The organism is Skermanella sp. (genome assembly GCF_059503625.1).
Window position 1 is genome coordinate 1 of record NZ_JCACHA010000992.1, and the last position, 6,304, is coordinate 6,304.

Genomic DNA, 6,304 nt, shown 5'->3' on the forward strand with positions numbered 1-6,304 from the left:
GGCCGAATGGCTGGCCTACCTGTCCAACCGCGACCCCTCGGGGCCGGCGGAAGAGGCGGTCGCCCGCCGGGCGGCCGAGCTCTACACCAATTACCTGCTCGCCTGCCGGGCGTCCGACCAGCTCCTCAGCCTGATCCAGCCCGGCCGCTTCGTCGAACCGGGCGAGCTGATCGGAGCGCCCGTGCTGGCCTTCTGTCCGCTGCCGGAACCGGCGGCCCGCGCCGGCCGGCATACCCTGTGGGCGATGATGGAGGAGCGGTTCGAGGCCTATAAGACCAACGTGGTCCGCCGCTTCTTCGCCGAGCATTTCGCCCGCCTGGACCGTCAGATCGTGCTGGTCGACGTGCTGGGCGCGCTCAACGCCGGACCGGCGGCCCTGGCCGACATGCAGACCTCCCTGTCCGCCACGCTGGAGTCCTTCCATCACGGGCGATCGAGCTGGCTGGACCGGCTGCTCGGCGGGCGGATCGACCGGGTGCTGTTCGCCGCGACCAAGGCCGACCACATCCCGTCGAACCAGCACGGCAACCTGCGCCGCCTGCTGGACGGGCTGGTCGCCGAGCGGCGGAACGCGATCCGGTTCGAGGGCGCCGCCGTCGAAACCATGGCGCTGGCCGCGCTCAAATGCACGGAGACGGTGATGGCCGAGCACCAGGGCCGTCAGCTTTCCTGCGTGCGCGGCATCCCGCTGGGCCGGACGGAGCCGACGGTGCTCTATCCGGGCGAAATCCCCGACGACCACCGCCTGCTGGACCGCGACGGCATCCGCAAGCTCAACTTCCTGGATTTCCGGCCGCCGACCCTGGCCGGCCGCCACGGACGCGGACTGCCCAATATCCGCCTGGATCAGGCACTGGAATTCCTGGTCGGAGACTTCCTGTCATGACCGGACGGACCCGAGATCCCGATTACACCGCTCCGGACTATATCCAGCCGATGGAGCTGGACCCCGCAGGCAACGTCGTCGTCGTGCCGGACGAACGTGCCACGGGGCCGCACCCCTCCGGCGAACCGGCCGGCGAGGTCGAGATCCCCGATCCGGTCCCGGCCCCCCGCCGCTGGGCCATCCGGCTGCTGGTCGGTTCCGCAGCCGTGCTGGTAGCGCTTGCCGTAGGGTATGACACGGTCGATCTGGTTCGCCGCGCCTTCGACACCAGCATGGTCCTCGGCATCGGCGCCGCCGCACTTGCCGCCGGAACCGTGGTCGGCGCCTTCGGTTTGCTGGCGGGAGAGTTGCGCAGTCTGCGCCGGCTGCGTCAGATCGACGGCCTGCGCCAAGACGCCGAGCATCTGCGCACTGCCGGCACCCATGGCGAAGCCGAGCGCTATGCCGGCGCGGTAGCCTCCCTTTACCGCGACCGGTCCGATCTGGCACTCCAGCTCACATCCTTGAAGGATCACCTGAGCGACGCTCACGACGACCGTGAAGTCGTCCGCATGGTCGATCTCCAGCTTCTCCAGGACATCGACCGCCGGGCCTATCAGCTCGTGCTGCGGGCATCGCGCGACACCGCGATCGCGACGGCGCTTAGCCCTGCGGCGCTGCTCGACGTTGCGATCGTGCTGTGGCGGAACCTGAAGCTGGTGCGGGAGGTGGCGTCCCTGTACGGCGCGCGTCCCGGCTATGTCGGCGGCCTCAAGCTGCTGCGCCGCATGCTCGGCAACATCGCGATCGCCGGCGTCGCCGAAAGCGGCAACCATCTCGTGGCCGAAGCCCTGGGCAGCACCCTGGCGGCGTCCCTGTCGGCCCGGGTAGGGCAAGGCGTGATCAACGGCTTGCTGACCGCCCGCGTCGGCCTGACCGCCATGCATCTCTGCCGCCCGCTGTCCTACGACGAAACCAACCGACCCAGCCTGAAGCGTATCAGGAGGGAGCTGCTGAGCGTACCGAAGCAGGTTCTCTGAGGCACGCGCTCGACAAGGCAGGCAAATACCAGAAAATCGTCATGCCAAGACTTGATCTTGGCATCTCCACACGTCACTTAGACCCTTAAAAGCCTGAGCTTGATTAAGGCTTTACGCTAAATTGCTCGCTTTGCGCCGGGAGATGCCAAGATCAAGTCTTGGCAAGACGAAACAAGAGAAGCTGCACCAGCCCAATCAGGCGCTGGTGCCTGGATGCTGATAGACCATCGGCTTGTCGCCGCCGCCTTCCTCGCCGTTCTTTTCCGGCAGTTTGGGCTGGGGCAGGGCGTAGAACATGGGCTTGTCGGTATCCCAGGTGTTCTCGAACGGCAATTCCATCTTCAAGCCGCCCTGGTTCTTCTCCGCTTCGCGCATCGCCTGCTGAAGCTGCTTGGCGACTTCCTCGCTCCAGCCGATCTTGTAGTAGCGCGGTTCGGCGTTGTCGGGAAGCTGGAGCCATAGGTAGATCCCCTCCCCCTCCTGCATGCGGGCGCTGAGCACGGTGGCTTCGCGCATGCTCCGGTTGAACCATTCCAGCGCCACCGGCTTCGGCTTGCTCAGCAGGTCGGCGAAGCTGGCATAGGAAATCGGCATGAAGCAGGCCGCGAGAAGCACGGCGCCGACTTTGACCCAAAGCTTCCGGGGCGACCAGATGCTGATCGTCGCGAGCCCTGCGGCGAGGACCGTGGCCAGAGCGAAGAGACTCATCAGAAGCTGCATCACTGTCTCCATTTCCGCAGCGGCTTGGGCAGGCTGTTCACGTTGCCCTGCACCAGTTCGCCGGCTTCGGTAAGCTTGAACCTGTAGACGGTCGTTTCCTGATTTTCGGCCATCAGATCCACGCTGCTGGTCAGGATCTGCTTGGCCGATTCCGAATTGGGCTTCTTGACGCTGGTGACGACCGTCACCTTGACCGGCGAGACCTTGGACTTGTTGCGGTACATGTGGAGATTGACCGCGTATTCGCCCGGCGGCACCCCGCGGCTATAGCTGACTTCATAGTTGAGCTGCGTCGGGTCGGCGTTGCGGCCAAGGTCGTCGCGCAGCAGGTTGAAGATCACGCCGGACTTGTTGGAATAGCCGACGGGCACGTCGCCCGGCGCCTGGACCCAAAGATCGATGTCCGAGTCCAGCTCGTCGGCCCAGCGTGCCTCGATCATGACGTTGCCGGGTACTGTGCTGGCGACGGCGGCCTTGGCCTCCTGCTTGGGGTTGAGATGGGGAAGGAGCAGGATCACGACTGCCACGAAGCCGCATAGCGCCAGCGTTATGACATCGCGGAAGACGGTGCCGTTGACGTCTTCGTCGTCGAACTGGTCAAGACCCTGCATGCCGTTCACCGAGCGCCGTGATTTCCGTGATGAGGTTGACGGTGCCGGTGCACAGCATGTTGTAGTTGATGCTGAGCCAGATATTCAGGACGCCGCCGACCAGCGTCGTGTAGAGCGCCACCGACATGCCATCGATCAGCTTGGTCACCATGGGTGCTATCGACGCCACGTCGCCGGCTTTCTGCGGATCGACGCCGCTCAGCGAGATGATGAAGCCGACGACGGTTCCGATCAGGCCCAGCAGGACGAGGCTGGCGGCGAGATGACGCACGACGGCTACCCGCGACGACAGCTTGAGACGGAGGTTGCCGGCCAGCGTGGCGCGGCTGCCGCTGTCCTTGCCCTGGACTTCGGCCAGATACCGGGCCGCGCGCGAGCCGACGTGAAGTTTGGAGTCCTTGCACGCGTTCAGTTCCCGGCTCGTGCGCCACACCTTGCCGGCGGAAACCACGAGCCCAACCAGAAAGACGCCGAATATCAATTGGCACAACCCGGTATCGTCGGTATCCAGGATCGGCTTGATCCATCCCTGAAGCCATGCTGCCGTCAGCAGTGAGGAGGCAACGGTATTGATCAGGGCAAACCTAAGAACGAGCAGATATTTCTGCGGGTTTCGAACAAAATCTGAAAAGGTGCTGGAAGACCTCGCATGTAAAAACGTCGGAACGGTACTCCGGCTGGTATGGATGGTCTCAGCAGTCGCGTCGGTCATCAAGGCTCTCCGTTGACAGGCGGCTGATCAGGACTTCATTTCTCCAACTCCCTGTCGCAAGTTTCGTGCCAAGAATAGTTTGTTGTGCGACCCACTGATTGTACACACCGGCACAACCACGGCAATACGGCGGCAAGCCGTTAAATTAACGAAGACAGCTTATTATTTAGGCATAGAAGACGCGTTTATGTAAAAATGCCTAATAATTATGCGAAAAGGCTGAAAATAAAGCATTTTTTAACCTTTTCCGCGACAGAATGTCACGGAAATCGCCGGTTATGGCAGCCAGTTGCCAAAGCTCTTCCCCAAGCAGCCCAAGAGGCCCATCGCTTTGTTTGCGAACGGTTTAACGCTCAACGCACCGGAGGGGGATGAACTTCCACGTCGGCCTTCAGGTCATGCTGCACTGCACAACGACTAGGCAGGCGGCACGACTCCGAGGAAATTTCAGGTTATGCAGCCGCTTCGCCGTCTGGCGCACGCTCCAGGATCACGTTCAGGCGTGTCCTGTGGGTTTCCTTGTACCCGTGCTGGATGCACAGCGCGACGCAGTCGGATTTCCAACGGTCGCTGGAAGTCTCCAGCAGGATCAGGGACGGCCAGAGCCGCACGGGCGCGGTCGCGAAGAAGGGGACGAGGACGGTGTCCTCGGCCCCCTCGATATCGATCTTCAGCGCATCGACCCGGTCGAACCCTGATTCGACCAGCACGCTCTCCAGGGACCGGCACTGGACGCTGACCTTCTCGCCCGTGACCATGGCGATGCTGCTCTGACCCCGGTTGCCGCGGTCGATGAACAGGTCCAGTGTCCCGTCACGGTCGGCGACGGCGCATTGCAGTGTCTTGATGGTCCCCAGATCGTTGGCGGCGACGTTGAAGGAGAGCCGGCGGTAGATTTCGGGCTGCGGCTCCACCGCGAGGATTCGAGCATTCCTTCCAGCCAGCCCGGCGACGAACAGCGAGTAGATACCGACATTGGCGCCCAGGTCCACGAAGGTGAAGCCATCCCGGACGGCTGCCGCCAGGACCTGGAGTTCGACCGGATCGAAGAACTGCGGGGTGAACAGGACCCGCTTTTCGCAGACATTGTCTTCCGGATGCACCCGGACCTTCCGCCCGAATACGTCGACGTCGAGCGGCGACTTCAGTCCCGCCAGCGCCAGGCGCCGGGCGGCGAAGGCGATGCGCTTGCCGAGCCACGTTTCGGGAACCGCGCGGGTCAGCCTGATGATGGCGCGCTGGAAGCCCGAGGGTGAATAGGCGCCGAAGGGTGGATCCTGGGTGATCCCTGACAAGGCTCTGGTCCATACCGGTAGCGACCACGCATATGGTGGTATCGCCGCCATCAGTAGCATGGACGGCAAAGCCGGTCATTAATGAATCAGTAGCCAAGAATCCAAGTTCAGCGCGTGTCAATAAAAAGTCCGTACGGCGCGCCGGAGCGAGGCCGTACGGACTTCGGTCGGGAGCGGAGCCGGCCCCGCTTCCCGGAACCGGTCAGCACGGTTCAGTCTTCGTAGCGTTCGAGCTGTCGTTGCAGGTCGGTCGCTTCTTCCCGCATGGCATCGAGCCTCATGTCGTCCGGAGCCTCACGCCGCCGCTCTTCGGCGATGCGGGCCTCCAGAGCTTCCTGCTCCTGACGCATGATGCTGATCAAGGCTTCCTTCATGATCGCCTCCAACATCGTCAAAGGATTATTCTCATCCGAGTCGCGCTTGCAAACAAGATATCATAAGTCGAAAATGCGTCCTATCGTTTCATGCATATTCCGATCCCGCCGCTTTCGCGGAGAGGGCGGCGCTGGGCAGGGAAATTACGGCGGACTACGATCTCCGGACTCGACAAGCCCCAGGGCGCGTAATTAACAGTTAACCAACAGCATCTAGACTGAAGGTCGAGGTGTATTCCGCCATTCACCGGAATTTAGGGTAGTTTTATCGGATGAAGCGCAGGCTTCTGCTTCAAATGACGCTGAATGCGCCTCTGCTCGGCATGGGGCTGGGCCTTGGCTCGTTTGGGCTCGCATCGTCCCTTATGCCGGGAACGGCGGATGCCGCGACGAGGGAGCCGCCGCCGCGCAAGCCCAGCCGTGAGACTTCAGGGCCGGAGCGCCGTCTCGTCGTGATCGATCCCGGCCATGGCGGTCACGATCCGGGCGCAATCGGCGTGCGCGGCACGCTGGAGAAGGAGATCACGCTCGATATCTCCCGGGAAATCGCGCGCAAGCTCCGCGGGACTCGCGGCGTTTCGGTCAGCTTGACGCGCGACGACGATATCTTCCTGCCGCTCGCCGACCGCGTCGCCGTGGCGCGGGAGGCGGGAGCCGATCTCTTCATCTCGATCCACGCCGACAGCG

The 6,304-nt window shown here is 63.1% G+C and carries 8 protein-coding genes; 3 read left to right on the forward strand and 5 right to left on the reverse strand.

Going from position 1 to position 6,304, the window contains the following annotated elements; all coding sequences use genetic code 11:
* Both AC5JJ6_RS36315 and AC5JJ6_RS36320 read left to right on the forward strand, forming a co-directional pair.
* The coding region (locus tag AC5JJ6_RS36315) for a YcjX family protein (RefSeq protein ID WP_496046699.1) at window positions 1-886 on the forward strand (886 nt) is incomplete at its 5' end.
* Window positions 883-1,905: a YcjF family protein gene (locus AC5JJ6_RS36320; RefSeq protein ID WP_496046700.1), complete on the forward strand. Its 1,023-nt coding sequence runs from the start codon at window positions 883-885 to the stop codon at window positions 1,903-1,905. The genes AC5JJ6_RS36315 and AC5JJ6_RS36320, both read left to right, overlap by 4 nt.
* Before the next feature lie 195 nt (window positions 1,906-2,100).
* Here AC5JJ6_RS36320 and AC5JJ6_RS36325 read toward each other — a convergent pair whose 3' ends face one another.
* The 5 genes from AC5JJ6_RS36325 to AC5JJ6_RS36345 all read right to left on the reverse strand — a co-directional run bounded on the left by AC5JJ6_RS36325 (window position 2,101) and on the right by AC5JJ6_RS36345 (window position 5,617).
* Window positions 2,101-2,625, reverse strand: a complete 525-nt coding sequence (locus AC5JJ6_RS36325) for a hypothetical protein (RefSeq protein ID WP_496046701.1) — start codon at window positions 2,623-2,625, stop codon at window positions 2,101-2,103.
* Complete coding sequence (locus AC5JJ6_RS36330; protein WP_496046702.1) at window positions 2,625-3,236, reverse strand: DUF2135 domain-containing protein; 612 nt, start codon at window positions 3,234-3,236, stop codon at window positions 2,625-2,627. The genes AC5JJ6_RS36325 and AC5JJ6_RS36330 overlap by 1 nt, the downstream gene beginning before the upstream one ends.
* Window positions 3,223-3,948: a MotA/TolQ/ExbB proton channel family protein gene (locus AC5JJ6_RS36335; RefSeq protein WP_496046703.1), complete on the reverse strand. Its 726-nt coding sequence runs from the start codon at window positions 3,946-3,948 to the stop codon at window positions 3,223-3,225. Before AC5JJ6_RS36335 ends, AC5JJ6_RS36330 begins: the two co-directional genes overlap by 14 nt.
* A gap of 452 nt (window positions 3,949-4,400) precedes the next feature.
* Window positions 4,401-5,243: an FkbM family methyltransferase gene (locus tag AC5JJ6_RS36340; protein WP_496046704.1), complete on the reverse strand. Its 843-nt coding sequence runs from the start codon at window positions 5,241-5,243 to the stop codon at window positions 4,401-4,403.
* Window positions 5,244-5,455: 212 nt separating this feature from the next.
* The gene (locus AC5JJ6_RS36345; RefSeq protein WP_157599321.1) at window positions 5,456-5,617 is read right to left on the reverse strand and encodes a hypothetical protein; all 162 of its coding nucleotides are present in this window, start codon (window positions 5,615-5,617) and stop codon (window positions 5,456-5,458) included.
* A 272-nt stretch (window positions 5,618-5,889) separates the two neighbouring features.
* Between AC5JJ6_RS36345 and AC5JJ6_RS36350 the strand changes: the two genes are divergently transcribed.
* Window positions 5,890-6,304, forward strand: a 415-nt coding sequence (locus AC5JJ6_RS36350; RefSeq protein WP_496046705.1) for an N-acetylmuramoyl-L-alanine amidase family protein, incomplete at its 3' end; no start/stop codon positions are given.

Coding starts and splice junctions, on each gene's coding strand:
- AC5JJ6_RS36335 (WP_496046703.1), bottom strand. CDS start 3,948: ATGACCGACGCGACTGCTGAGACCATCCATACCAGCCGGAGTACCGTT.
- AC5JJ6_RS36330 (WP_496046702.1), bottom strand. CDS start 3,236: ATGCAGGGTCTTGACCAGTTCGACGACGAAGACGTCAACGGCACCGTC.
- AC5JJ6_RS36345 (WP_157599321.1), bottom strand. CDS start 5,617: ATGAAGGAAGCCTTGATCAGCATCATGCGTCAGGAGCAGGAAGCTCTG.
- AC5JJ6_RS36325 (WP_496046701.1), bottom strand. CDS start 2,625: ATGCAGCTTCTGATGAGTCTCTTCGCTCTGGCCACGGTCCTCGCCGCA.
- AC5JJ6_RS36320 (WP_496046700.1), top strand. CDS start 883: ATGACCGGACGGACCCGAGATCCCGATTACACCGCTCCGGACTATATC.